The organism is Marinobacter sp. EhC06 (genome assembly GCF_001650915.1).
Taxonomy (GTDB): Bacteria; Pseudomonadota; Gammaproteobacteria; order Pseudomonadales; family Oleiphilaceae; genus Marinobacter.
The window spans coordinates 1-22,751 of the sequence record NZ_LXYO01000038.1 but is presented as its reverse complement, the minus strand read 5'-3'; the positions used below and the strand labels follow the sequence as shown (position 1 = coordinate 22,751).

The following is a 22,751-nucleotide window of genomic DNA, read 5'->3' as shown; positions in this document are numbered from 1 at the left end:
TTCCTATCTCAGTTTCAGACTGGCGATGCCAATCAGGACCAGAACGACGGTGATAACCCAGAACCGGACAATCACTCTCGGCTCCGGCCAGCCTTTCAATTCAAAGTGGTGGTGCAGCGGCGCCATGCGGAAGATCCGCCGGCCGGTCAGGCGGAACGACGCAACCTGCAGGATCACCGATATGGTCTCCATCACGAACACCCCGCCCATGATGAACAGGACAATTTCCTGGCGAACAATAACCGCGACCACACCCAGGGCTGCGCCAAGGGCCAGAGCGCCCACATCCCCCATGAATACCTGGGCCGGGTAGGTGTTGAACCAGAGAAAACCAAGTCCGGCTCCGACGAGGGCACCGCAGAAAACGATAAGCTCACCGGTGCCCGGAAGATGCGGGATCAGCAGGTAGTTGGCGAACTGGGCGTGCCCGGACAGGTACGCGAAGATGCCGAGTGCGCCGGCCACCATGACCGTGGGCATGATGGCGAGCCCATCCAGACCGTCAGTAAGGTTGACCGCGTTGCTGCTACCAACAATGACGAAGTAGCTGAGCAGGATGAACAATACCGGGCCAAGGGTGAGGGACACCTGCTTTACAAACGGCACGTACAGAGAGGTCTCCTGCGGCAACGCCGAGCTGAAGAACAGCACCACCGCCGCCGTGGCGCCAATGACGGACTGCCAGAAGTATTTCCAGCGGCCCGGCAGACCTCTCGGGTTGCGCTCCACCACCTTCCGATAGTCGTCGACCCAGCCGATCGCACCGAACAGAAGCGTCACCAGGAGGGTAACCCAGACATAGCGGTTACCAAGGTCGGCCCAGAGCAGCGTACTGATACCGATGGCCACCAGGATCAGCGCGCCACCCATGGTCGGCGTGCCGGCTTTGCTGAGATGGGTCTGGGGACCGTCATCCCTTACCGCCTGGCCAATCTGGTACTGGCTCAGCTTGCGGATCATCACCGGGCCAATGATCAGCGAAATCAGCAACGCGGTGAGTGTGCCCAGGATTCCACGCAGGGTCAGGTACTGAAACACCGTCAGTGCCGAGAAATACTGTGATAGGACCTCTGTCAGCCAGAGCAGCATGAGTTATTCACCTTTTCTTTAATTCCCTCCACCACACGCTCCATGGCGGAACTGCGAGAACCCTTGACCAACACTGTCAACGGTGTGTTTTTATCTCCAACAGCCGATTCAACGGCCTGCTCATGGCTCAGCCCAAGCTCCGTGGACTCTCCAAACCCGTCGGCATAACCTTCACAACCCGGGCCCACAGTGATCAGTCGGTCAATACCGCGCTCCCTCGCGCACTCTCCGACCTCCCGATGCAATGCCCCTGCCTCAGCGCCAAGCTCTGCCATGGCGCCAAGTACCGCAATCTTCTGCCCCTCGCGCCGGGCCAGAACTCCAAGTGCGGCTTTCATGGACGACGGGTTGGCGTTGTAACTGTCGTCAATCAACGTCAGTTCCGGCGACAGCTTCAGAACCTGAAGCCGCCCTTTCACCGGCGCAACACTGGCCAACCCGACAGCAATCGCCTGATCACTGGCACCCAGCTCGCGGGTGGCAGCAATGGCCAGCAGCATGTTGGTGATGTTGTGATCGCCTTCCAGTCCCAGTGTCACCCGGCACTGCCAGCCATCCGGCCCGCTCACCTGAATGGTTCTGGTTCCGGCGTCCTGGTTTTCGATGACCGCGTGATAATCCGCTTCGGCACCAAGACGGCTGACTCCGGCGACACGGCGGGCGCCGGCACGGGTTCGCCACTGCTCAAAAGCCGGGTCGTCGCGGTTGAGCACCATCAGCCCATCTGCCGCGACGCCATCAATGATTTCGCCCTTGGCCAGAACAATATTCTCGTAACTGCCAAACCCTTCCAGATGGGCTTCGCCAGCATTCGTGAGAATGGCTACGCGGGGCTTCGCCAGGGAAACGGTATGGGCAATTTCACCCAGCCCGCTGGCACCCAGTTCAATCACGCCATACTGGTGTTCCGGAGAGAGGCCGAACAGCGTAAGCGGCACACCGATGTGATTGTTCAGGTTGCCTTTTGTCGAAAGCGTCTTGCCCATCTGCGAGAGAATGGCGGCGCACATCTCCTTGACCGTGGTCTTGCCACTGCTACCGGTGATCGCAAGAATGCCGGCTTTGCTTTCTTCACGGTTGCCCGCCGCGAGCCGGGCCAGGGCCTCCAGCGTGTCGCCTACCACCAGCTGGGGCAGATCAATTCTGCTGTCAGGCGTGTCAACCACCAGGCCAACTGCGCCCTTGTCCTGCGCCTGTTGCAGGAACCGGTGGCCATCAAAATTTTCGCCTCGCAGGGCCACGAACAGCTGCCCTTGCTCCAGAGTACGGGTATCGGTGGAAACCCCGTTGAAGCTCACTGACGCAGGATTGCCCGAAGTGCACTCGGCACCCAGCCAGCTCCTGGCTTCTGCCAGCGAAAAGGCGCGCATCATGCCACACCCCCATTGAGTTTCAAGACGTGGCGAACCTGCTCGGCATCGCTGAACGGGTATCTCTGGCCGGCGATTTCCTGGTAAGCCTCGTGCCCTTTCCCTGCAATCAGAACGAGGTCGTTCGGAGTGGCCGAACGGATCGTCGACAGGATGGCCTCGGCCCGGTCATGAATGACCGTCACCTTTGCTGAATCCGAGAATCCGGCAAGAATATCCTGCGCAATTACTTTGGGATCTTCACTTCGGGGATTGTCGTCCGTCACCACTACGCGATCCGCAAGCTTCTCGGCTTCCCGAGCCATGTCCGGACGCTTGCCGGAATCGCGGTCACCGCCGCAGCCAAATACACAAATCAGCTCACCAGTCACATGCGGTCGCAGAGCTGCCAGGGCATTCGCCAGGGCATCCGGGGTATGGGCGTAATCGACCACCACTCTGACACCATTGGCGCCACCGAATCTTTCGAGTCTGCCAGGGGGCGGTGTGAGTCGGCCGGTGGCCTGCTGAACACGCTCTACCGGAACACCGAGTGTGAGTACTGTCGCCATCGCCGCCAAAACATTGCTCGCGTTGAAGCTGCCCATCAGGGGAACGGCGATAGCAAACCTGCCCCACTCGCCATCCACGTCAGCTTCAAAGCCCTCGTCGGTTGGCCGGAACTCACGCAACCAGAGTTCAGTCTGTGCCTCGTGAAGGCTGTACCGCACGCGATCACATTTGCCGTCCAGCTGTTCGAAGAGTTGCCGGCCGAAAGGATCGTCAAAATTGATCACTGAAAAGTGCAGCTCCTCTCGCTCGAACAACCGGGCCTTGGCTGCGCCGTATGCGTCCATGGAGCCGTGGTAGTCGAGATGGTCCCGGGTCAGATTGGTAAACACGGCCCCGGTCATGGAGATGTTGTCCACCCGGCCCTGATCCAGTGCGTGGGAGGACACTTCCATCACAGCAGCGCGACCTTCCTGCTTCACGATCCGGGACAGGACCCGGTTAACCTGAACCGCATCCGGCGTGGTGTGAGTTGCTGGTTGAAGGGCACCGGGCATGCCATACCCCAAAGTGCCCAGGATGCCGCAGGGGGTCCCCGTTTCTTTAAGCAGCTGCGCCACATACTGGCAGACCGACGTCTTGCCATTGGTCCCGGTCACACCAATCAGGCGGAGCCGTTGCGAAGGATGCTCAAAGAACCGGTCCGCAATTCGGCCCACCAGGCTTCGCAGGCCGGCAACGGGCACAATCAGGGCGCCATGGTGTTCAGTGCACTCGCCGGCCTGTTCGGCTTCGAGGAGAATAACCGTCGCGCCAGCCTCAATGGCCTTATCGACATAAAAATCGGCAGGCGTTCGGGCACCCGACAGGGCTATAAACGCATCGCCGGAGGCGACCTCGCGACTGTCGGTTTTCAGACCGTGAATGGTCACATCGAACACCGACGGAACCGCTACAATGCCTTGCAATAACGTGCTGAGAGATGTGATGCACATAGGCCTACCCTCGCTCTCCGGATGCAGACGAAGCCATTTCGGCCTCGCCTACTTCCAGTTCAGGCTTCACATTCAACAGTCGCAGTGCGTCACTCATCACCCGTGAGAATACCGGCGCAGCAACCTCGCCACCGTAATATTCTCCGGACTGCGGCGCATCAACGGCCACAACCGTAACCAGTCTGGGATTATCAATAGGCGCCATACCGGCAAAAATCGCCTTGTACTGGCTGTCTTCGTAACCCTGGGCACCAACAAGATGAACTGTCCCGGTTTTGCCGCCGGCCGAGTAGAATCCCGGCTGTGCACGTTTGCCAGTCCCCCTCGAAACCGCCTCGCGCAACATATTGCGAACCTGATGGGTTACCTGCTCCGAAAGCACCCGCTGACCCTCCGGCTTCTCATCCTGCCGGACCAGACTCAGTGGATAGCGCACACCACCGTTGGCGATCACCATATAGGCTTGAGCCAGTTGCAGGGCGTTCACGCTCATACCGTACCCGTAAGACAGCGTTGCCTCTTCCACGGGGCGCCACTTGGGTGGAGAGGGCAACACACCCACCGCTTCGCCCGGGAAGCCGATACCGGTTGGCTGCCCTAGCCCGAGACGGGCGTATAGATCGCGGATCACATCGCCACCGAGATCGGTGGCAATTCGACTGATTCCGACGTTGCTGGACTTGACGATGATCTCAGCCATATCCATCACGCCATAGTTGCGATGATCCCGGATGGTAAAACGGCCAAAACGGCGAAAACCGGGACTGGTATCGATAGTGCTGTTAACCGAATAGCTGCCGGACTCCAGTGCAGCCGCCATGGTGATCGGCTTCATGGTTGAGCCGGGCTCGAACAGATCGGTAATGGCCTTGTTCCGGAGATTCTCAGCGGCTAGCTGACTGCGGTCATTGGGGTTGTAGGACCCCTGATTGACCATTGCCAGAACCTCACCGGTATCCACGTCGAGCATGACCAGTGTGCCCCCTCTGGCATTATGAGCCGCCACAACAGCTTTGAGTTCCCGGTAGGCGAGGTACTGGAGGCGCAAATCAATGCTGAGCGCGAGATTTTGACCAGGGCTGGCATCGCGAATCAGGGTCAGATCCTTGATGATACGACCTCGATTATCTTTCAGAACGCGCTTGCGGCCGGTTTCACCAGACAGCCACTGGTTATACGCCAGTTCGATTCCTTCCTGGCCACGCTCATCGATATCCGTGAAACCCACAACGTGAGCGGTCACTTCGCCCGCGGGGTAATAGCGACGGTATTCCTGACGGGTGTATATCCCATCGATCTCCAGATCCAGAACCTTTCTGGCCAGATCCGGCTGAATCTTGCGGCGCAGGTAAATGAACTCCCGACCGGAGTATTCTTTGAGTCGCTGCCGGAGGGAGGCCTCGTTGATGTCCAGAAGACGCGCGAGGTTGGTCAGACGTGCCTCGGAAGGGTCAGCCTCTGACGGATTGGCCCAGATGGTCTGTACTGGCGTGCTGACGGCCAGCGGCTCGTCATAACGATCGGTGACAACACCACGGTGAGCATCAATACTCTCAACCCGGATGGTCCGGACATCACCCTGCTTGCGCAGGAAATCGTTATCCACGACGTGGAGGTCGACCAGGCGCCAGCCAAGCACACCCACGACCAGGAGAAAGACGCCCACAACGGAGCCAAAACGCCAGGCTGCCAGCCCGGACGCCAAACGCTGCCCCCATGTTGTCTTCTTTCCCTGATCGGACACGTCGATCACCCTGAATCGTTGTTGTTTTCGTTTATTATCGGTTTGCAACCGGCGACATCAGCGGTACCAGCACGATATCCTGACGCCCGGGCACTACCATGCTAAAACGCTCAGCCGCCAGCTTTTCGACTCGACCGTGGGCGCTAAGCGCACTCTGTTCAAGCAGCAGCTGACTCCATTCACTTTGATAGCGGTCGCGCTCGGACTGAAGCTGCGAAAGGGTATTAAATAGTTCCCGGTTCTCGTGGGCACTCACTACCACGCCGATGGAGGAAGCCAGCAACACGGCAACCAGCCCGAGCGAGACCAGCACTTTGCCTTGCTTCGTAGCGGCGAATACCTGCCTGGAAATCCGGACTGCGGTTGCAACGCCGTCGCGGACCTTCTGCTTGTTGAGCTTCGCCGTTTTTACCGGCTCTTCAATAGCTACCGCGCCCATGGTTACGCGCTCCCCTGCGAGTTTTTCCTGAGATCTGTGCGTTCCAGCACCCGCATGACTGCGCTGCGGGCACGTACGTTGTCACTTACTTCGTCAGCTCCGGCCTTACTGGCCTTACCAACCAGACGGAAGTCCGAGGCCTCCTGCTCTGCCGTTACCGGAACACCTTTAGGCAACTGCGGCCCGCGGGCCAGATCCCTCATGAACCGCTTGACCAACCGGTCTTCCAGCGAATGGAAGCTGATGACCACCAGGCGCCCTCCCGGGGCAAGGTGATCAACAGCAGACTGAAGACCCACTTCCAGATCCTCCAGCTCCCGGTTGATAAAGATCCGGATTGCCTGAAAGGTCCGGGTGGCCGGATGCTTGTGCTTTTCTTTCTTGGGCACCGCCTCGCTGACCAGCTCAGCCAACTGGCGAGTGGTTTCGACGGGCGCTTCCTGGCGACGCTCGACCAGGAGCCGGGCAATGCGCCGGGAGAACCGCTCCTCGCCATAGCGGAAGATCACATTCGCGATATCCGACTCCTCCGCCGTTGCGAGCCACTCCGCCGCACTGGGCGATTGCTCAGTATTCATGCGCATGTCCAGCGGCCCATCGCGCATGAAACTGAAACCACGGGAGGCATCATCAAGCTGCGGCGATGACACGCCGAGATCCAGCAAAACGCCGTTAACTGTCTGCCAATCCTGACCGACTAACGCGGTGCCGAGCTCCGCAAAGGAGCCATGAAAGCAATGGAAGCGGCTATCCTGGGCTTCCAGCTCTCTTGCCTCGCGGATAGCTTCGGGATCCTTGTCAATTCCAAGGAGCTGCCCCGACTTTCCGAGACGGCCCAGGATCAGGCGACTGTGGCCACCCCGTCCGAAGGTGCCATCCACGTAATAGCCATCGGGGTCGCTGACCAGATAGTCGACCGCCGAATCCAGGAGTACCGAGCGATGCGAGTACGCCGCCCCGGCCTCCTGACTGCGATCGGAGGTCATAAGGACAGCGCCTCCATCTCGGGCGGCATCTCTTCATCATCAGAGGACTCATCCAGCCAGGCGAACCAGCGCTCTTCGCTCCAGAGCTCAAGCTTCTTGCCCTGCCCGATCAGCATCAGTTTTTTCTCCAGATGGGCATAACTTCTCAGAGTTGGAGGAATCAGGATGCGCCCGGCAGAGTCCAGCTCCATGGGTGCAGCATTACCCAGAATCAGCCGTTGCAGGCGCCGGGCCGCCTTGTTCATGTTCGGAAGCGCCTCGATTTTGGGCCGCAGAACCTCCCATTCAGGTTCGGGATAAAGCAGCAGGCACCGCTCCTCGTCAGCGTTTGCAGTCAATACAATGCGCCCACCACAGGCCTGCGCGAGCTCTTCGCGCACCTTGGCGGGGATCGCCAGGCGACCCTTCGCATCCATATTGATGGCATGACTGCCGAGAAAATTACTCATTTACGCTGTCTCTGGGTGCCTGATATCCACAAAAAACCACTAGAATCCACTTTTTCCCACTTCTGCACACTATAGAAACACGCAATACACAATGCAAGCGCCGCAAACAGCGCCACACTTGGAAAACTTCCTTTTATGACAAGAGGTTACAGAGCCAGATTCGATGAAATGGTGAGATTACGGAAAAGAAAAGAAGTAAAATCAAATACCTGCAAAAAACTCTGAAGACTGCAAGTGAGGTTTAAGATTTTTTGGCTATAAAGAACGCCTGTTGAGAATGACAGACATTTCAGGAAGGGAAAAAAAAGCGAGCTCGCCGATAAGCCGGGTTCTGTCTTGGACAGTCATTCATCTAGGGTCTGCGTCACCACAGACCTCAAGCAACCTACCCGAATCCAGCGCGGGCCACGCCATTGGATTCCTATTTGGTCTTGCTCCAGGTGGGGTTTACCATCGCCGTGGACTGTTGCCAGCCACGCGGTGCGCTCTTACCGCACCGTTTCACCCTTACCGGCGCCCGAAGGCGCTTAGGCGGTATACTTTCTGTTGCACTTTCCGTCGGCTCGCGCCGCCCAGGCGTTACCTGGCACCTTGCCCTATGGAGCCCGGACTTTCCTCCCCCGGAAAACCGGCGGCGACTGTCTGGCGAGCTCGGGCGAGACAATACTCCTGCGCCCATGGCCTTGCAAGGGAAACTGCCACGGTGTTCAGCCATCCTTCAGCTCCAGAGCCCGCTGGTAAAGCTCATTTTTCGATAACCCGGTCAACTCGGCAGCCATTTTGGCGACCTTCTTGACCGGCAGCTCAGCCAGCAAAACACGAAGCACCCGGTCCACATCCATAGTAGCTTCCTTACTGTTACCCGGCTGGGCCATCGCACCCCGAACCATAACCACGAACTCGCCGCGGCTTCCGTGAGGGTCTCGCTCCAACTCTGCCAGAACCTCTGCCACTGAACCGGAATAGAAGGTTTCGAAGGTCTTGGTAATCTCGCGACCAAGGACAATCTCTCGATCGGATCCCAACACCTCACCGATATCACGCACCGATTCCAGGATTCGATGAGGCGATTCGTAAAAAACCAGAGTCGCTACTTCACTGCTCAGCAAGTCCAGGCTGGCTTTGCGACCAGAGCGTTTCGCCGGCAGAAACCCCACGTAAAGAAATCGGTCCGTCGGCAGGCCGGCAGCACTCAATGCCGCCACCAGGGCACAGGGCCCCGGGATCGGGCTGACTCTGTGCCCGGCCGCCCTGGCCTCACGCACCAGAACATAACCGGGATCCGAAATCAGCGGCGTACCGGCATCGGAGATCAGAGCCACATCACGTCCGGCCTGAAGTTCAGCCAGAATACCGGCAGCGCGATCCTTTTCGTTGTGATCATGGAGCGCGATCATTCGCTTCTGTATACCCAAATGACTCAGCAGCCGACCACTGTGCCGCGTATCCTCGGCAGCCACCACATCCACACTGGCCAGCGTCCGGGTTGCCCGTGGAGACAGATCGTCAAGATTGCCGATGGGCGTGGCAACGACATAAAGCGTGCCACCCGACTCACCCTTGCGGCTATCTGACGACGGGAAATCGCTGACCTCGTTTTTCAAAGCTTCTGCCTCTCTTGTGGGGAGTCCGGGACCGTGACAGTTACGTCATGTGAATTAACCCCGGAGCTGTTAAACTTGCCACCGTTAGTCTGGCGCTACAAGCCCAATCATCCGGAGTATGTCGAGCCTGCCATGATAAAGATCCGCATTCATCAACGAGCCCTGGCCAGCGTATTTACTGCCGCCCTTTTGTCGGCTGGTTGCGCCACCGTGAACCTCGAAACCCATGTTGCACAAACCGCCGATCAGGCCCTGGAACTGGCCAGCAACGAAGACAGCATCGAAACCGCCCAGGCTTACCTGCTCCGGATCGCCAGCAGGTTCCAGGACCAGGGCAATCACGCGGCGGCCAGAACGCTACTTCAAAGTCAGCAGCTGGCGCAACCCGCTACGGGGCTTGGCAACCAGAAACTGCTACTGACCATGGCAAGCGCCACCGCCCTCGAAGATGAATCCTGGGCAAAAGAGATCGCCGGCGAACTCACACCGTCGACCTTTATAGACTACCCGGCGGACCTGATTGCCCGGGCAGCCAACCTGCAGGCGGACACCTTCGCCCTGGCCGGTGAGCCCATGCCTGCAGCCATGACCCTGATCCTGCTGGCCCAGACGGACAACACCGCGGATGCACAACAGATTCACAACCGGGTCTGGTCTCTGCTGGAAGAGGTTCCCGACAGCGAGCTCAACTCAGCCTCTGCCGAGGCCATCGGCTACGAAGCCCAGGGATGGCTGGAACTGGCCAGCCTCGTCCGGACACCGGACGCCGGCATTGACGAACAGGGGCGAATCATCCGTGGCTGGCAGAACAACTGGCCCGGTCATCCTGCCGCCCAGGTACTGCCCTCGGAGCTGCAACTGATCGCCACGCTGGCCGAAAGCCGCCCTGAAAAAATCGCCCTCGTCCTGCCCCTCGAGGGGCCGCTGGCAACCGCCGGCAAGGCGATTCGCGATGGCTTTCTGGCGGCCTACTACCTCGACGACTCTGCTGACCGGGGTGAAACCGACATTCGCATCTTCAACACCGCAGGAACATCGTTCAGCGATCTCTACAAACAGCTGTCCGAGCAGGATATCGACCTGATTGTTGGTCCCCTGGAAAAAGAAGCGCTTGCCGGCCTTGGCTCAATGAATACACTGCCGGTGCCCGCGCTGGGGCTGAATTACCTGCCCGCCGATACCAAGCCTGCTGACGGGCTTTATCAATTCGGGCTCTCCGCCGAAGACGAGGCGCGGCAGATTGCCGACCGGCTCGCCGCCGAACAGTTGCGTCAGGTTCTGGTTCTTATCCCCGGCGGCGAATGGGGCGATCGCGTCGAGGCGGCATTGCTGAAACGCATGGCCTCCCATGACGGCGTTGCCCTGGATATTGAACGCTTCTACCGGGAGGACAACCTTCGGGCGGTAACGGCCGATCTGCTGGGCATCACCGTTTCCCGGGACCGGGCCATTCAGGTTGAACGGACTATCGGCATGGACGTCGAGTTCGAGCCAAGGCGCCGGCAGGACGCGGACGCCATCGTCATGGTGGCAGAGCCCACGGTGGCAAGGCAGTTCAAGCCCCTGTTCGCGTTTTATTTCGGGGGTGACCTGCCAGTTTACTCGCCTTCCATTATCTATGAGGGCACACCCGCACCATCCCGGGACCGAGACCTGAACGGGGTTATTTTCACTGACATTCCGTGGGTTCTGGGCGACGACAACGAACTGCGCACCCGGGCCACGGAAAACCTGTCAGGCACCCGTGGCCAACCCGGTCGCCTGTTCGCCATGGGCGCCGATGCGTGGCAACTGAGTAAACGCCTGCCACTGCTGAAACAGGTCGAAAGCGCCTCGATATCAGGGCAGACCGGTGTACTGACCATGACACCACAGGGCAGCATTCATCGGGAACAGCTGTGGGCACAGTTCCGAAATGGGGTTCCCGAGCTCATCCCTGACCCCGTGACCGAAGAGAGCGAGGCAGCAACCCCGGAACAGGAAACCGCGCCCCTCAGCGAATAACACCACAGGAGCAAATCAGCTGCCATGGATGGCACCAAAACCCTGGGCAATCACTTCGAAGGCGTAGCAGCCCGATACCTTGCAAGTCGGGGCGTGCGGATAATCGAACGCAATATTTACAATCGCGGCGGCGAAATCGACCTCGTGGGCCAGGATGGCGATACCCTTGTGTTCTTTGAGGTCCGCTATCGAGGCGCGGGTAGCCTTGTTGACCCGGCAAGCTCAATCAATTACCCCAAACAGAAACGCCTGATTCGTGCAGTTTCATTCTATTTGCACAGACATGGGCTCTGGAACAACCTCTCGCGAATAGACGTGGTTGCCATCAGCCCGGGTACCGTCAAAAAATACCGGGTACAATGGATCAGGAACGCAATTCTGGCAGGATAGTGATACCGAAAATGACCGACACCGAACACCAGATCAATCAGTGGTTCGCAAGCCATATGGAGCATACTGCCCAGGCCGCCAGCACGGTGGGCCCTGATATTGAGGAGGTTGCCAATGCCTTCGTGGGAACTCTGCTCCAGGACGGAAAAATCATCACCTGCGCCAATGGCAATGCCAACATTCTGGCACAGTACTTCTGCACCGCCCTTCTGAACCGGTTCGACCAGGACAGACCCGCACTACCCGCCATCAACCTTGGCGCCGATGCGACGACCTATTCGGCGATCTGCCGGGATAACCGTTTCAACGACACCTTCTCCCGCCAGGTCAGGGCAATTGGCAAACCCGGAGACCTGCTTTTCGTCATTGTTGATGACGGGCACAAGGCCAACCTCATCCAGGCGATCCAGGTCGCCCATGACCGGGAAATGAGCGTTGTGGTTCTCAGTGCACGGGAAAAATCGGATATAACGTCGCTATTACACCCGGAAGATCACGAAATTGCACTGAACAATCTCAGCCCAACCGAGGCAACGCCACTATTACTGCTCATCATTAACGCCCTTTGTGGGCTGATCGACGCGAAGATCTTCGGGGGATAAAAAAGCCAGCAAATGCTGGCTTTCTCAAGACGGTGGGGCGAGGTTTATTTAACGACCTTGAGGGTTGGCCTGCCCGAAGGGCGATCCTCCTGCCCGGATGAAGACTGCTCGCCTTCACGCTCACGGGAAGTGCCGTCAGGATCCGGGGAGCCTGGCTCGCTACCGAACACCATGCCCTCACCGTTTTCCTTGGCGTAGATTGCCATAACCGCCTGCAGCGGAATGAACACCTGCATGGGCACGCCGCCAAAACGGGCACTGAACTCCAGCGCGCCATTGCCGATCACCAGGCCACGCACCGCTCCCGGACTGATATTCAGAACAATCTGTCCATTCGCGACATGCTCAGTCGGCACCTGCACACCCTGAATGCCTGCATCCACCACGATGTAGGGGGTACAGTCATTGTCCAGTATCCACTCATTGAATGCTCGTACCAGGTACGGGCGGCTGGACGTCATGGTGTTTTTACTCTCAGCCACTGCCACTCTCCTGCTCCGGCCAGCGGAACGTTACCAAATCAGCTGCGAATGTCTTCTTCCAGATCGGACAGGCTTGCCTTGAACCCTTCCCGGCTGAAGATGCTCTCCATGTACTTCTGCAGTGGCTTGGCCTGCTTTTCGTTCAGCTCGATACCGAGCGACGGAAGGCGCCAGAGGATCGGAGCAATACAACAGTCCACGATAGTGAACTCTTCAGACAGGAAGAACGGCATCTCTCCAAACAGCGGTGCCGTTGCCAACAGGCTCTCTTTCAGCTCTTTGCGCGCTGTTTCAGAGGCCTTGGCGTTCGGCTGCGCCAGGATCTGGTCAACCAGGCCACACCAGTCTTTCTGAATCCGATGAATCATCAGACGGCTGTTGGCACGGGCAACCGGGTACACCGGCAACAAGGGGGGATGCGGGAAACGCTCGTCGAGGTACTCCATCATGATGTTGGGCTCATAAAGCACCAGATCACGATCCACCAGTGTCGGCAGGGCGTTGTACGGGTTCAGGTCGGCTAGCTCAGCCGGCGGATTGTCGGGATCCACATCAACGATATCGACGGTAACACCCTTCTCTGCCAGAACAATGCGCACTCTGTGGCTGTAATGGCTGGCCGGATCCGAGAAAAACGTCATTGATGACCGCTTGGTCACAACGCCCATAGAACTACCTCACGAGTAAACAAACCGAAATGATCCTGAAAAAACGCAAAAATCCAGCGGGCCGGTTATGCCCGCTGGAACTCAGGGGACGGGATTATACCCTATTTCTCAGTGTACGTCCTTCCAGTACTCACGATTGAGCAGGTAGGCGAACACGAAGAAGATGGCCACAAAGATCAGGACAAAGATCCCCAGACGCTCACGCTCAAGCTTGACCGGATCACCCATGTAAGACATGAAATTGGTCAGGTCATACATGGCCTGGTCAAACTCGGCTCCTGACATGCTGCCTTCGATAGCGTACTCCGGGCAAACGTCCGCGTTGTTAATGTTGCCACTCAAAGGCTCAACGCTGGCCGGGGTACCGATATTAGGCTCGACGGCACACAGCCCCTGCATACCAACCAGGACATGGGGCATGCCCACAGCCGGGAACACCACGTTGTTCACGCCCAGCGGACGGGACTCGTCTTTGTAGAAACCACGCAGGTACGAATACACCCACGCTTCGCCACGCAAACGGGTTTCCAGCGTAAGGTCCGGTGGCGGCGCACCGAACCAGTCAGCCGCCATGTCCTTGTTCATGGAGTTTTTCATCAGCTCGCCAATCTTGGCGCTGGTGAAGATCAGATTCTCCTCATACAGCTCGTCGGGAATCTCCAGGTCGTCAGCCACACGCTTGTAGCGGGCATATTCCATGGAGTGACAGCCCATGCAGTAGTTGGTGAACAGGGCTGCACCGCGCTGCAAAGATGCTTTGTCAGAGTGATCTGACTCAAAGCTGTCAAGCGGCACAGTTGAACCCGCTGCCAGCCCGAGAGCTGGCAGGACCGCGATGAAAAGACCAAAAATCAGCTTTCTCATTATCCTGTCACCCTCTCTGGAACTGGCTTGGTTTTCTCCATACGCGTATAGAACGGCATGAGGATAAAGTAGAGGAAGTAGAGCACCGTCAGAACTTGGGCAACCATGGTGCGGCCTTCAGTCGCCGGTACCAGGCCGAGATAGCCAAGCACCACGAAGCTGACTGCGAAGATGGCCAGGGCAATCCGACTCAACCAGCCCTTGTAACGCATTGAACGTACCGGACTCTTGTCCAGCCAGGGCAGCACGAACAGAATGGCGATCGCCGCACCCATCACCACAACACCCCAGAACTTGGCATCCAGACCGAACAGGTCAATGGTTACCGCACGCAGCATTGCGTAGAAAGGTGTGAAGTACCAGACCGGAGCAATGTGATTTGGTGTTTTCAGCGGGTTTGCCGGCTCGAAATTCGGCTTCTCAATGAACAGCCCACCGCCTTCCGGGAAGAAGAACACGACGATGAAGAAGATAAAGAAGAATACACCAACGCCCAGCAGGTCGTGCACAGTGTAGTAAGGATGGAACGGGATACCGTCTTTCGGAATGCCGTTTTCGTCCTTGTTTTTCTTGATATCAATACCGTCAGGGTTGTTTGAGCCCACTTCATGCAGCGCCAGTATGTGAAGCACAACCAGACCAAGCAGAACGATCGGCAGCGCCACCACATGCAACGCGAAGAAGCGGTTCAGGGTAATGCCGGAAATCAGGTAATCGCCACGAATCCACAGTGACAGATCTTCACCAATGACCGGAATAGCACCGAACAGGTTAACGATAACCTGCGCACCCCAGTAGGACATCTGGCCCCAGGGCAGCAGATAACCCATGAACGCCTCAGCCATCAGGATCAGGTAGATCAACATACCGAAGATCCAGATCAATTCACGCGGCTTCTGGTAGGAGCCATACATCAGCCCCCGGAACATGTGGAGATACACCACGACGAAGAATGCCGAAGCACCGGTAGAGTGCAGGTAACGCAGCAACCAACCCCATTCGACATCACGCATGATGTACTCGACAGAGGCAAACGCACCTTCACCGGAGGGGTTATAGCTCATGGTCAGCCAGATCCCGGTAACCAGCTGGTTTACCAGAACCAGCATGGCGAGGGAGCCAAAGAAGTACCACACGTTGAAGTTTTTCGGCGCGTAATACTTGCCCAGATGCTTGTTCCAGGCATCTACGATCGGCAGACGTTCGTCTACCCAGTTAATCAGCTTTTGCATTACGCTGCCTCCGGATCAAGACCAATCGTGAGGGTCGCATCGTCGTCAAAACGATAAGGCGGCACCTCGAGGTTCAGGGGAGCAGGCTGCGCCTCGTAGACCCTTCCGGCCATATCATATCGGGAACCGTGACACGGGCAGAAAAGGCCACCCAGCCACTCGTCACCGAGATCCGCCGGAGCAACTTCCGGTCGGTAGGACGGAACACAGCCAAGATGGGTACACAGCCCTACAAGCACGGCAAATTCCGGCTTCAGGGAGCGCAGGATGCCATCAATATACGGTGGCTGCTGAGGTGCTTCCGACTGGGGGTCTTTCACCCGGTCGTTAAGCTTCTCGATATTCGCCTGCATCTCTTCGGTACGGCGGATGATCCAGACCGGCTTACCCCGCCACTCGACCGTAATCTGCTGACCCGGTTCAATCTTGCTGACATTGACGGTTACCGGTGCACCCGCTGCTTCCGCTTTGGCACTGGGATTCCAGGATGCCACGAAAGGAACGGCCGCACCGACGACGCCGACTCCACCCACCACAGACGTAGCACCGATCAGAAACCGGCGCCGGCCTTGGCTCACGTCGCCATTACTCATTATGGTTTTCTCCCATCAGGCGATGTCACAGCCCGCAAAACCGCCGGCAATGTGCATCTAAAAGGACTTCACAACCCAAAAATATAAGCGCCCAAATGGTAATGAAATTACCAGGGGCTTACAAGTCGGAAAGCCGCCGCTGGCGCCTCATCCCTGTTCCAGATCAATTTGCTGACAAATCGCCCGAACATAAAAAAACCCGACCGAAAAGGGCCGGGTTTTCCAGGATCCTGCTCCAGCGAATTTAACGCTTGGAGTACTGAGGACGCTTACGCGCCTTGCGCAGACCCACTTTCTTACGCTCGACTTCACGCGCGTCACGGGTAACGTAACCCGCCTTACGCAGCGCCGGACGCAGAGTTTCGTCGTAATCCATCAGAGCGCGGGTCAGACCATGGCGAATCGCGCCAGCCTGGCCACTGATACCACCACCCTTGACGGTGATGTTGATATCAAAGCGATCGGTAGATTCGGCAACAACCAGCGGCTGACGAACGATCATGCGCAGAGTCTCACGACCGAAGAAATCTTCGATTGAGCGACCATTGATAGAGATGTTACCGCTTCCCGGCTTGATAAAAACCCGAGCCGTGGATGTCTTGCGGCGACCAGTACCGTAATTTTGTGCTACAGACATATCCGCCTTCCGTTAAATGTCGAGTTCTTTGGGCTGCTGGGCTGCGTGAGGATGCTCAGCGCCGGCATAGATTTTCAGCTTCTTGAACATGGCGCGACCGAGCGGGCCTTTCGGAAGCATGCCTTTGACAGACTTCTGAATGATTTGCTCGGGAGCCTTGTCGACCAGCTTCTCGAAGTTGATGGATTTGATTCCACCCGGAAAGCCGGTATGACTGTAGTACATCTTGTCAGATGCTTTCTTGCCGGTAACCCGCACCTGGCTCGCGTTGATCACAACAATGTAATCGCCAGTGTCTACGTGAGGGGTGTACTCAGGCTTATGCTTGCCCCGCAGACGTAGGGCGATTTCGGTTGACAGACGACCCAGCGTCTTGCCGGCTGCGTCTACAACGTACCAGTCACGTTTTACTGTTTCTGGTTTCGCACTCAGAGTCTTCATTGATTCCGCCTTGAACGCTATATAAGAAACGTTAAAAACCACCACCGGTAAATGCAAGGCATCCGGAGGAGGTTCCATACCTGTGTTGCGCTGCCATCATTCGGGGCTGAGATAATGACATCGCCTTGAAAAGCCAGGGCGCGAAGTATACTCGAACCACCCAGGAAAGCCAACCCTGTGTCGATTCGTTTCGTTATTCCCCTATGCCGGCACTGGACCAACCATATAACCGGTAAACATTATCCAGAAGTACAGGCGCCAATTGCTCCGGCGTCCAGCCACGGATCTCCGCGAGCGCGTCCAGAATATCCAACAGGTACCGTGGGGAATTCTGCCCCTGCTGCACACCCTCCGGAGCCATGTCCGGCGCATCCGTTTCGAGCACCAGCGCTTCCAGGGGCAGCCTTGCGATTGCATCGCGGGTCTTTCGGGCCCTGGGATGGGTAACCACACCACCCACTCCGATGAAGCACCCCAGGTCAACCAGCTTGCGGGCCTGCTGAAAACTTCCGCTGAAGCCGTGAAGCAGGGCCCGGCCACTCCACTGCCGACCATTAAGCACACTGTGTACTTCGTCATGGGTCTTAACGGAATGGATCACCACTGGCATGTTTAGCTCTTGAGCCAGCTCCACTTGCGCCTCAAACCATGGCCACTGCAGTTCAAGACGTCCCCGAAGCCGGTCGAGCCCGCACTCACCGATTGCCACACAGCGCTCGGGGTGAGCCTCCAGCAGCCGGCGGAGCTCCGTCAGATCCTCCTCCGAATGCTCTTCAACGAACCAGGGATGTATGCCAAGACAGTAAAACAGGCCTTTGTGCGCCAGCGCTGTGTCACGAACCCGGCCCCAATCCGGCCGCCTGACACCGGGTATTACCAGCCCACGAAGTCCGCGCGAGCGACCCTGCTCAAGTTCCGCATCGCGGCGGCCATCGAACTGGGGAAAATCAAAATGGCAATGGGCGTCGATCAGCTTCACAGTCACCTCCGCCCGGAACCGTTAATGCTCCCGGGTCTTGTGGAACTGGATGTCCGGATACCTCTCCTGGGCCAGATTCAGGTTCACCATGGTCGGAGCGATATAGGCGAGCCGGTCACTGCCATCAAGGGCCAGGTTGTCGTTGTTCTTGCGCTGGAACTCGTCCAGCTTCCTGTCATCACTGCAGGTCACCCACCGAGCCGTGGCGACGTTAATCGGCTCATAGATCGCCTCGACCTTGTACTCACTTTTCAGGCGGCTGACCACCACGTCGAACTGCAAAACACCCACTGCGCCAACGATCAGATCGTTATTACGCAGCGGCCTGAATACCTGAACGGCACCCTCTTCCGACAGCTGAATCAACCCTTTCTGGAGCTGCTTGGCCTTGAGAGGATCCTTCAGGCGAATCCGACGGAACAGTTCCGGGGCAAAGTTCGGGATACCGGTGAACTTCATGTCTTCACCGGCAGTAAAGGTATCGCCCAACTGAATGGTGCCATGATTGTGCAGGCCGATGATATCGCCGGCAAAGGCCTGCTCGGCGTGCTCACGGTCACCGGCCATGAAGGTCAGCGCGTCGGAAAAGCGCACTTCCTTGCCGATACGTACATGACGGGCTTTCATGCCCTGGTTGTAACTGCCGGAGACAATGCGGAGAAACGCAACGCGATCGCGGTGTTGCGGGTCCATATTAGCCTGGATCTTGAAGACGAAGCCCGAGAAGCCGTCCTCTGCAGGCTGGACCAGTCTCTGGTCGGTTTCCCGTGGCTGTGGCGCCGGGGCCCATTCCACCAGACCATCCAGCATGTGGTCGACACCGAAGTTACCCAGGGCGGTACCAAAGAATACCGGCGTCAACTCGCCAGCAAGAAAGGCTTCCTGATCGAACTCGTGGGACGCGCCTTTGACCAATTCAATTTCATCACGCAGATCGCCGGCATACGCGCCGATGGCCTGGTCCAGTTCCGGGTTGTCCAGCCCCGAGATAATCCGCTTATCCTGAATCATGTGGCCCTGACCGGACTGATAGAGGATGACCTCATCCCGAAGCAGGTGATACACACCCTTGAAGCTCTTACCCATGCCGATTGGCCAGGTGATCGGAGCACAGGCGATCTTCAGGACCTCCTCAACTTCATCCATCAGTTCCACCGGATCCCGGGTATCCCGGTCCAGCTTGTTCATGAACGTGAGAATGGGAGTATCCCTCAGACGGGTAACTTCCATCAGCTTGATGGTACGCTCCTCGACACCCTTGGCGCTGTCAATCACCATCAGGCAGGAGTCCACCGCAGTCAGGGTCCGGTAGGTATCCTCGGAGAAATCCTCGTGGCCCGGCGTATCCAGAAGGTTCACCAGCTTTCCGCCATAGGGAAACTGCATAACGGACGTGGTTACCGAGATGCCCCGCTCTTTCTCCATTTCCATCCAGTCAGACTTGGCGTGCTGGCCGGATTTCTTTCCCTTGACGGTACCGGCTTTCTGGATCGCCTGCCCGAACAACAGCACCTTCTCGGTAATGGTGGTTTTACCGGCATCCGGGTGCGAAATAATGGCAAAGGTGCGGCGCTTGGCCACTTCCTGGGAAAGGTTAGACATAATCGAAAAGCAACCTGAATCTGATGTTCTGGAAAAGGCGGCCATTATAGGCCCTATGCCGCTGTGACGCTAACTCGTACTGAAGCGGTCACTGGCCGAGAGCACGCATCAGGACGCGGGCATCCTCCCGGCCATTGGCAGCCGGATAATACCCGGGTCGCTGGCCGATCTCGTGGAAGCCCTCATTCTGGTACAAAGCGATGGCGGCATCATTGCTGACCCTGACTTCGAGCAACACCTGGGACATGCCCTCGTGGGCTGCGGTTGCCAGCACGTGCCTCAGGAGATAGCGTCCGACACCCTCACCACGAGCGCTCGGGTGGACGCAGATATTCAGCAAATGGGCTTCATCAACCATATAGGCCACGACAGCGTAGGCCATCAGCATATCGCCATGACAGGCACCCCAGAGCCGGTAGTTGTCCTTGAAACAATCAAGAAACACCGATTCACTCCAGGGATGGGAATAACCCTGGCGCTCGATATCAAGCACAGCCGGAACATCGTCAGGCGCCAGAGGCCGAACCAGCAGATCGGCTTTGAGGACTTTCTGGTAGGTTTCCGGATAGGCCATTAACGGGCGACCAGAGGCCGTACTTGCTGCCAAAGCGACCGTTTCAGGGTCGGGTCACCGGCAATCTCCGCGAGGGTGTGCGGAAACCGAACCGCGGCGTCACGACCAAGCGCTTCCAACAGCCAGCTGTGATCTGAGTCTCCGGCGCCCTGCAGGACCACAACCTGCTGATGCTCCAGACCCGACAGAACACTGCGCATTACCTCGACAAAGTCATGGCCGGAGTTCCCGGGCACCAACAGATTGTTGAAGATGGGCCAGGTCACATGCCCAAGCACCCGGGGGTGGCCTTCGCCCAGGCTCTTGAGGATATTCAACGCGAGGGTTTCCTGGAGCCGACTGCTGGCATCCGCGGACATGCCTCCGATCAGCGCAGCACCACTCCCTGCCCAGACCATGAGATTGACGCGCTCTGCGGGGATCACAGACGATCGCGCTGTCGTCTCCTCTGGCGGCTCTGGTTCCGGGGAGTGCGTAATGGCCTCCGGCAAGGAAGGCGATTCGGGGGGCTGTCGGGAGGTTTTTCCCGGAACGCCAGCATCAGCTTCCATTAACGCCTGCAGATCCGCGATTCGGGCAACGCCCTCGGTTCGATTTGGCGCTGCCGGTTTACCCGGAGCCGGGCGAGCTGCATTGCTTACCGGGCGAGAGACAGGCTCGGAAACGACCGGGATAGTTTGTGGAACCTCAGTTGCCTCGGGAAATTCAAACTCAGGACTTGGCGCCGCACCCGGCAGCGGTTGCCGGGCATACCACATCCGTATTCCTGCGGCTCCCAGGTAAAACTGACGCTCTGCTTCCGATCCAATCATTAACTTCGCCTGTCCGGATTCACCGAATTCACATTCTCACACATCCGCAACCTGGGGATGCTGTCGAATTCCGCCCTTACTGATCAGGTTCAGGGCCTCTATATAGGCCTTGGCAGAGGCGATGATGATATCAGTATCAGCACCCACGCCGTTAACGATCCGGCCGCCGCGTTCCAGGCGCACAGTCACCTCACCCTGGGCGTCAGTGCCGCTGGTGATGTTATTCACGGAGTACAGCTGAAGGTTGCAGCCGGAATCCACCAGGGATTCGATCGCCTTGAACGTGGCATCGACCGGCCCGCTGCCTTCGGCCTCAACCTTGTGTTCTTTGCCGTCTACCGTCAGAGTCAGATTGGCCTTGGGCACAACTCCGGTCTCGGAGCATACCTGCATGCAGACCAGACCATACCGGCCATCTTCCTCTTTCTGGCGGGTATCGCTGGCGATCGCCTGCAGATCTTCGTCGAAAATTTCATGCTTCAGATCTGCGAGTGCTTTGAACCTCGTAAACGCTTCGTTCAACTCGGTTTCCGTCTCAAACTGAATCCCGAGTTCCAGCAAACGGGTGCGGAACGCGTTACGGCCGGAATGCTTACCCAGCACCAGGCTGTTGGTGTGCCAACCCACATCCTGTGCCCGCATGATCTCGTAGGTTTCCCGGTGCTTCAGAACCCCATCCTGATGAATGCCGGATTCATGGGCAAAGGCATTGGCGCCAACGATGGCCTTGTTGGGCTGTACAGGAAAACCGGTGATCGTCGACACCAGGCGCGACGCAGGCACGATGTGCTCGGCATCAATGCGGGTATCGATATGGAACAGATCCTGACGAGTACGAACCGCCATGACAATTTCTTCAAGCGCTGCGTTACCAGCACGCTCACCCAACCCATTGATGGTGCACTCCACCTGACGGGCCCCCTGGGAGACAGCTGCCAGAGAGTTGGAAACTGCCAGGCCGAGATCGTTGTGGCAATGCACCGAAAAAATGGCCTTGTCGGCGTTTGGAATCCGGTTCATAAGCTGACGGATGGTTTCACCGAACTGCTCGGGAATCGCGTAGCCCACCGTATCCGGAATGTTGATTGTGCTGGCGCCGGCATCAATTGCCGCTTCGATAATCCGGCACAGAAAGTCCAGTTCCGAGCGTCCGGCGTCCTCGCATGAAAACTCAACATCGTCGACATGACTCCGAGCGCGTTTGACCGAGCGAACCGCCTGCTCTACCACTTCATCAGGCTGCATCTGCAGCTTGTGCTTCATGTGAATGGGCGACGTGGCAATAAACGTGTGAATGCGGCCGCGCTGCGCTGGTCGAATCGCCTCTGCTGCGCGGTCGATATCCTTGTCGAGCGCCCGGGCGAGACTGCAGATTGTCGAATCCTTGATGGACTCCGCGATCGCTTTGACCGCCTCGAAATCACCCTGGCTGGCAATCGCGAACCCTGCCTCAATAACGTCGACACGGAGCTTTTCCAGCGCTTTCGCAATGCGGAGCTTCTCCGCCTTGTTCATGGTGGCACCGGGGCTTTGCTCACCATCACGGAGGGTTGTATCGAAGATGACCAGGTGATCAGTGGCAGGCATTGGCAGGCTCCATTCAGAGATTTGGTTCGTTATGGAGAGAGTATATCACCGGGTTGAGGTGAGTGAGGGTCTGAGTTTCAGGCAATAAAAAACCCCAGCATCGAGGATGCTGGGGTTTC

23 protein-coding genes and 1 other RNA gene are annotated in these 22,751 nt (G+C 57.7%); 3 read left to right on the top strand and 21 right to left on the bottom strand.

Annotated elements, in window-relative coordinates:
* Positions 1-3: 3 nt before the first annotated feature.
* The 9 genes from mraY to rsmI all read right to left on the bottom strand — a co-directional run bounded on the left by mraY (position 4) and on the right by rsmI (position 9,165).
* Positions 4-1,089: a phospho-N-acetylmuramoyl-pentapeptide-transferase gene (gene mraY, locus A8B84_RS20730; protein ID WP_064227007.1), complete on the bottom strand. Its 1,086-nt coding sequence runs from the start codon at positions 1,087-1,089 to the stop codon at positions 4-6.
* Positions 1,074-2,462, bottom strand: coding sequence for a UDP-N-acetylmuramoyl-tripeptide--D-alanyl-D-alanine ligase (locus tag A8B84_RS20725; RefSeq protein ID WP_064227006.1), 1,389 nt, complete (start codon positions 2,460-2,462; stop codon positions 1,074-1,076). The genes mraY and A8B84_RS20725 overlap by 16 nt, the downstream gene beginning before the upstream one ends.
* Entirely contained in the window at positions 2,459-3,943 is a 1,485-nt protein-coding gene (locus A8B84_RS20720; protein WP_064227005.1) for a UDP-N-acetylmuramoyl-L-alanyl-D-glutamate--2,6-diaminopimelate ligase, read from the bottom strand. Before A8B84_RS20720 ends, A8B84_RS20725 begins: the two co-directional genes overlap by 4 nt.
* Positions 3,944-3,947: 4 nt before the next feature.
* Positions 3,948-5,687 carry a peptidoglycan D,D-transpeptidase FtsI family protein gene (locus A8B84_RS20715; RefSeq protein ID WP_064227004.1) on the bottom strand — a complete coding sequence of 580 codons (1,740 nt, stop codon included), beginning with the start codon at positions 5,685-5,687 and terminating at the stop codon, positions 3,948-3,950.
* 34 nt (positions 5,688-5,721) lie between these two features.
* Positions 5,722-6,126 carry a cell division protein FtsL gene (gene ftsL / locus A8B84_RS20710; protein ID WP_064227003.1) on the bottom strand — a complete coding sequence of 135 codons (405 nt, stop codon included), beginning with the start codon at positions 6,124-6,126 and terminating at the stop codon, positions 5,722-5,724.
* A 2-nt stretch (positions 6,127-6,128) separates the two neighbouring features.
* Complete coding sequence (gene rsmH / locus A8B84_RS20705; protein ID WP_064227002.1) at positions 6,129-7,112, bottom strand: 16S rRNA (cytosine(1402)-N(4))-methyltransferase RsmH; 984 nt, start codon at positions 7,110-7,112, stop codon at positions 6,129-6,131.
* Positions 7,109-7,561, bottom strand: coding sequence for a division/cell wall cluster transcriptional repressor MraZ (gene mraZ, locus A8B84_RS20700; RefSeq protein ID WP_064227001.1), 453 nt, complete (start codon positions 7,559-7,561; stop codon positions 7,109-7,111). The genes rsmH and mraZ overlap by 4 nt, the downstream gene beginning before the upstream one ends.
* Before the next feature lie 304 nt (positions 7,562-7,865).
* Positions 7,866-8,215: RNase P RNA component class A (gene rnpB / locus A8B84_RS20695), an RNA gene on the bottom strand.
* Between the two features lie 53 nt (positions 8,216-8,268).
* Positions 8,269-9,165 carry a 16S rRNA (cytidine(1402)-2'-O)-methyltransferase gene (gene rsmI, locus A8B84_RS20690; protein ID WP_064227000.1) on the bottom strand — a complete coding sequence of 299 codons (897 nt, stop codon included), beginning with the start codon at positions 9,163-9,165 and terminating at the stop codon, positions 8,269-8,271.
* A gap of 75 nt (positions 9,166-9,240) precedes the next feature.
* Here rsmI and A8B84_RS20685 point away from each other — a divergent pair, with 75 nt between their 5' ends.
* Genes A8B84_RS20685 through A8B84_RS20675 form a run of 3 tightly spaced genes read left to right on the top strand, consistent with a single transcriptional unit; the run spans position 9,241 to position 12,161 of the window.
* A complete protein-coding gene (locus tag A8B84_RS20685) occupies positions 9,241-11,169 on the top strand; it encodes a penicillin-binding protein activator (protein WP_227512621.1) in 1,929 nt (642 codons plus the stop codon).
* Between the two features lie 24 nt (positions 11,170-11,193).
* Positions 11,194-11,559 carry a YraN family protein gene (locus A8B84_RS20680; RefSeq protein WP_064226998.1) on the top strand — a complete coding sequence of 122 codons (366 nt, stop codon included), beginning with the start codon at positions 11,194-11,196 and terminating at the stop codon, positions 11,557-11,559.
* Positions 11,560-11,570: 11 nt separating this feature from the next.
* Positions 11,571-12,161 carry an SIS domain-containing protein gene (locus tag A8B84_RS20675; RefSeq protein WP_064226997.1) on the top strand — a complete coding sequence of 197 codons (591 nt, stop codon included), beginning with the start codon at positions 11,571-11,573 and terminating at the stop codon, positions 12,159-12,161.
* 44 nt (positions 12,162-12,205) lie between these two features.
* Here the strand turns inward: A8B84_RS20675 and A8B84_RS20670 are convergent, their stop codons facing one another.
* The 12 genes from A8B84_RS20670 to A8B84_RS20615 form a co-directional block, all read right to left on the bottom strand.
* On the bottom strand, positions 12,206-12,622 hold the full coding sequence (locus A8B84_RS20670) for a ClpXP protease specificity-enhancing factor (RefSeq protein WP_227512626.1): 417 nt from the start codon (positions 12,620-12,622) through the stop codon (positions 12,206-12,208).
* 59 nt (positions 12,623-12,681) lie between these two features.
* Positions 12,682-13,311 carry a glutathione S-transferase N-terminal domain-containing protein gene (locus A8B84_RS20665; protein WP_008176545.1) on the bottom strand — a complete coding sequence of 210 codons (630 nt, stop codon included), beginning with the start codon at positions 13,309-13,311 and terminating at the stop codon, positions 12,682-12,684.
* Between the two features lie 108 nt (positions 13,312-13,419).
* Positions 13,420-14,175, bottom strand: a complete 756-nt coding sequence (locus tag A8B84_RS20660; RefSeq protein ID WP_064226995.1) for a cytochrome c1 — start codon at positions 14,173-14,175, stop codon at positions 13,420-13,422.
* On the bottom strand, positions 14,175-15,407 hold the full coding sequence (locus tag A8B84_RS20655) for a cytochrome b (protein WP_064226994.1): 1,233 nt from the start codon (positions 15,405-15,407) through the stop codon (positions 14,175-14,177). The genes A8B84_RS20660 and A8B84_RS20655 overlap by 1 nt, the downstream gene beginning before the upstream one ends.
* The gene (gene petA, locus A8B84_RS20650) at positions 15,407-16,000 is read right to left on the bottom strand and encodes a ubiquinol-cytochrome c reductase iron-sulfur subunit (RefSeq protein ID WP_064226993.1); all 594 of its coding nucleotides are present in this window, start codon (positions 15,998-16,000) and stop codon (positions 15,407-15,409) included. Before petA ends, A8B84_RS20655 begins: the two co-directional genes overlap by 1 nt.
* A 244-nt stretch (positions 16,001-16,244) precedes the next feature.
* On the bottom strand, positions 16,245-16,637 hold the full coding sequence (gene rpsI / locus A8B84_RS20645; RefSeq protein WP_064226992.1) for a 30S ribosomal protein S9: 393 nt from the start codon (positions 16,635-16,637) through the stop codon (positions 16,245-16,247).
* Between the two features lie 12 nt (positions 16,638-16,649).
* Entirely contained in the window at positions 16,650-17,078 is a 429-nt protein-coding gene (gene rplM, locus A8B84_RS20640) for a 50S ribosomal protein L13 (protein WP_008176556.1), read from the bottom strand.
* A gap of 193 nt (positions 17,079-17,271) precedes the next feature.
* A complete protein-coding gene (locus A8B84_RS20635) occupies positions 17,272-18,057 on the bottom strand; it encodes a TatD family hydrolase (RefSeq protein ID WP_064226991.1) in 786 nt (261 codons plus the stop codon).
* 21 nt (positions 18,058-18,078) lie between these two features.
* The gene (prfC, locus tag A8B84_RS20630) at positions 18,079-19,659 is read right to left on the bottom strand and encodes a peptide chain release factor 3 (protein WP_064226990.1); all 1,581 of its coding nucleotides are present in this window, start codon (positions 19,657-19,659) and stop codon (positions 18,079-18,081) included.
* Positions 19,660-19,747: 88 nt separating this feature from the next.
* Positions 19,748-20,233, bottom strand: coding sequence for a ribosomal protein S18-alanine N-acetyltransferase (gene rimI, locus A8B84_RS20625; protein WP_064226989.1), 486 nt, complete (start codon positions 20,231-20,233; stop codon positions 19,748-19,750).
* Entirely contained in the window at positions 20,233-21,045 is an 813-nt protein-coding gene (locus A8B84_RS20620) for a hypothetical protein (RefSeq protein ID WP_064226988.1), read from the bottom strand. Before A8B84_RS20620 ends, rimI begins: the two co-directional genes overlap by 1 nt.
* Before the next feature lie 36 nt (positions 21,046-21,081).
* Entirely contained in the window at positions 21,082-22,632 is a 1,551-nt protein-coding gene (locus A8B84_RS20615; RefSeq protein ID WP_064226987.1) for a 2-isopropylmalate synthase, read from the bottom strand.
* Between the last annotated feature and the right edge of the window lie 119 nt (positions 22,633-22,751).

Coding starts and splice junctions, on each gene's coding strand:
- A8B84_RS20615 (WP_064226987.1), bottom strand. CDS start 22,632: ATGCCTGCCACTGATCACCTGGTCATCTTCGATACAACCCTCCGTGAT.
- A8B84_RS20725 (WP_064227006.1), bottom strand. CDS start 2,462: ATGATGCGCGCCTTTTCGCTGGCAGAAGCCAGGAGCTGGCTGGGTGCC.
- prfC (WP_064226990.1), bottom strand. CDS start 19,659: ATGTCTAACCTTTCCCAGGAAGTGGCCAAGCGCCGCACCTTTGCCATT.
- mraZ (WP_064227001.1), bottom strand. CDS start 7,561: ATGAGTAATTTTCTCGGCAGTCATGCCATCAATATGGATGCGAAGGGT.
- rpsI (WP_064226992.1), bottom strand. CDS start 16,637: ATGTCTGTAGCACAAAATTACGGTACTGGTCGCCGCAAGACATCCACG.
- A8B84_RS20670 (WP_227512626.1), bottom strand. CDS start 12,622: ATGACGTCCAGCCGCCCGTACCTGGTACGAGCATTCAATGAGTGGATA.
- ftsL (WP_064227003.1), bottom strand. CDS start 6,126: ATGGGCGCGGTAGCTATTGAAGAGCCGGTAAAAACGGCGAAGCTCAAC.
- rsmH (WP_064227002.1), bottom strand. CDS start 7,112: ATGACCTCCGATCGCAGTCAGGAGGCCGGGGCGGCGTACTCGCATCGC.
- petA (WP_064226993.1), bottom strand. CDS start 16,000: ATGAGTAATGGCGACGTGAGCCAAGGCCGGCGCCGGTTTCTGATCGGT.
- A8B84_RS20655 (WP_064226994.1), bottom strand. CDS start 15,407: ATGCAAAAGCTGATTAACTGGGTAGACGAACGTCTGCCGATCGTAGAT.
- A8B84_RS20675 (WP_064226997.1), top strand. CDS start 11,571: ATGACCGACACCGAACACCAGATCAATCAGTGGTTCGCAAGCCATATG.
- mraY (WP_064227007.1), bottom strand. CDS start 1,089: ATGCTGCTCTGGCTGACAGAGGTCCTATCACAGTATTTCTCGGCACTG.
- A8B84_RS20665 (WP_008176545.1), bottom strand. CDS start 13,311: ATGGGCGTTGTGACCAAGCGGTCATCAATGACGTTTTTCTCGGATCCG.
- rplM (WP_008176556.1), bottom strand. CDS start 17,078: ATGAAGACTCTGAGTGCGAAACCAGAAACAGTAAAACGTGACTGGTAC.
- A8B84_RS20680 (WP_064226998.1), top strand. CDS start 11,194: ATGGATGGCACCAAAACCCTGGGCAATCACTTCGAAGGCGTAGCAGCC.
- rimI (WP_064226989.1), bottom strand. CDS start 20,233: ATGGCCTATCCGGAAACCTACCAGAAAGTCCTCAAAGCCGATCTGCTG.
- A8B84_RS20620 (WP_064226988.1), bottom strand. CDS start 21,045: ATGATTGGATCGGAAGCAGAGCGTCAGTTTTACCTGGGAGCCGCAGGA.
- A8B84_RS20660 (WP_064226995.1), bottom strand. CDS start 14,175: ATGAGAAAGCTGATTTTTGGTCTTTTCATCGCGGTCCTGCCAGCTCTC.
- A8B84_RS20720 (WP_064227005.1), bottom strand. CDS start 3,943: ATGTGCATCACATCTCTCAGCACGTTATTGCAAGGCATTGTAGCGGTT.